This is a genomic window from Patescibacteria group bacterium, assembly GCA_018897295.1.
Taxonomy (GTDB): Bacteria; Patescibacteriota; Minisyncoccia; order RBG-13-40-8-A; family RBG-13-40-8-A; genus JAHILA01.
This window is the reverse complement of sequence record JAHILA010000022.1, coordinates 1-2,025: the sequence shown is the minus strand read 5'-3', so window position 1 is coordinate 2,025 and position 2,025 is coordinate 1. Positions and strand designations below refer to the sequence as shown.

The window sequence follows — 2,025 nt, the reverse complement described above, 5'->3', positions numbered from 1 at the left end:
AAATTGTTCCCCAAGGATCGGCAGTTTTAGCGATTTTTGGCAACGTCCAGCCGCTTGTAATATAGCCAACAAATCCCAAAAATATAAGCCAGAAAATAAAATTTTTAATAAAGAATAACCAGATAGTATGAGGATGTAATTGTTTCACAGTTTTTAATTTAATTTTTTAATTTTAATCTCGACCTCTCGGTTGATGGCTCTGAACAAGAATTTTTTCTTGAAAATCAAAAGCCTCTTTAGGTAAAAGTCCTGGAACCGAAGCCTCAGCAGCCAAGCAAGCAGAGTGGTAAGTTGCATTCATCAAAGAACCTTTTAATCTTTCAACTTTCTCTTGCTTTCCATAACCGGCGGTTTCAATACATAAAGTTGCCAAGCCAGTTAATCTTTCAGCGATACCTCTTTTAATTTCTGTATTTTGAATTTTTTGATAAGGAATTGAATTATGTTTTTTCCAAATTATACCATATTGAACTTCCAAAGAATCCTCCTTCAATTCAAAAGAATAATTTCGATAAACCCACCACCCCCAAAGTAAGCTTAATATTATTGCGAAAAATAATACCGGAGAACCAAAAATAAATGCAAGTTCCGTTTTGGTAAAATCATACTCATTAAAATATCCATATTCCGCTTTACTGCCGTGAGAAAAAACTATCTCTTTTTTAGGCAAAACCATTTGAATTATTAAGAAAACAAAAGCACAGATTGCAATTGAAATCATAGCCCAATATATAAACGACCTAAAGGCAAATAAATATTTAGCTCTTGGGTGAAGTTTCTCCTGAAGAAATAAAGTCATTTTTTAAATTTAAATTCTACTATTATCTGTTCTGTTTTATAAAATCGACATAAGAACCAGTGCAATTGTTGATGACCGTTTCTTTATCGATGGCAGAAATATCTGTAAAAAACTTTTCTAATATATCTGGCCGAAGCTTGCATTGAATTTCTAAACCAGTAAATCCAAAATTACTTTCTAAAATTTTACTTGAATATAAACATTTATCATTTTCTTTGCCATTGATTATATGTTCGGTAGTGCCCATAGTATTTTTTATTCTACCTTTGGCTAATTCGCAATTTCTGGCTTTTTCAGCTAAACAAGTATTTGATTCTTGACAATCATAATAAGTTAAAGGAATTTTTGTTTCTTCGGTTTTACTCTTTAAGTTATTTTCAATTACTTTTGTAATAAGTTTAATTAAACGATCTCCGCGTTCGCCCTGAAAATCGCCTCCTACTTCTTCTGGCTTTGTTTTAAGAAGGTATTCCAGTTCGAAATAGATCGTTTTAGTGAACATATTATCTTTTGAGATTTTATTCAAAAGTAAGGGTTTTATTGATTTGTCTTGAAACATCATTAACGGATTCATCCACACAAAACCCTTGGCGATTGACGTTATATTAATAATGTAAACTCCATCAGTTTTTTCAATATAAACCGGTAAATTATATTTCATTTTTTCAGCATCTAACTCTTTTGAAAGCATTAATAATTGCCCCTTCTTGCTATCAGTGATTTTTACAGAAAGAATCTTGTGAGATTTGATATCCTGACCGCTTACATCAATCGCTCCGTAAAAAGAAGAAAGTTTTAGATTTTCATTGTTCAAAGGAGTTTCTGCCGGCAGATCAAATCTAACAGATTGTTGTACTGTCCGGGGAGCTGGCATTGGTTCTGGCTCTTGATATGATGGTTTTTCGGGAGAAGGTTGAGTAGTTGTTGGTTGCTCGGTTTTTTGCGCTGGCTGGGGAGAGATTTTTTTAATCACATAATAAGAAGCTCCGCCAAGGGCCAAAGCGCCAATAACTATTAAAATTATCACAATCGGCGCGAAACCTTTTTGATTGATAGTTTGATTTTTCATATTTTCCTTAGTTTATTAAAGATATATTTTTAACATTTTAACTAGTGTATTATATATCTTACCACAGAAAATAAAAAAACAACACAAATTTTAAAAAAGCGAGGTTTGCCGAATGACGAGCCGAGCGAAAAGCGGAGGCGGCTGCGGCGATTCCTTT

2 protein-coding genes are annotated in these 2,025 nt (G+C 33.0%); both read right to left on the bottom strand.

From position 1 onward, the window contains the following. Positions 1-172: 172 nt before the first annotated feature. Entirely contained in the window at positions 173-799 is a 627-nt protein-coding gene (locus KKI21_03190) for a PH domain-containing protein (GenBank protein MBU4285204.1), read from the bottom strand. A 22-nt stretch (positions 800-821) separates the two neighbouring features. Beyond that, on the bottom strand, positions 822-1,868 hold the full coding sequence (locus KKI21_03185; protein MBU4285203.1) for a hypothetical protein: 1,047 nt from the start codon (positions 1,866-1,868) through the stop codon (positions 822-824). Between the last annotated feature and the right edge of the window lie 157 nt (positions 1,869-2,025).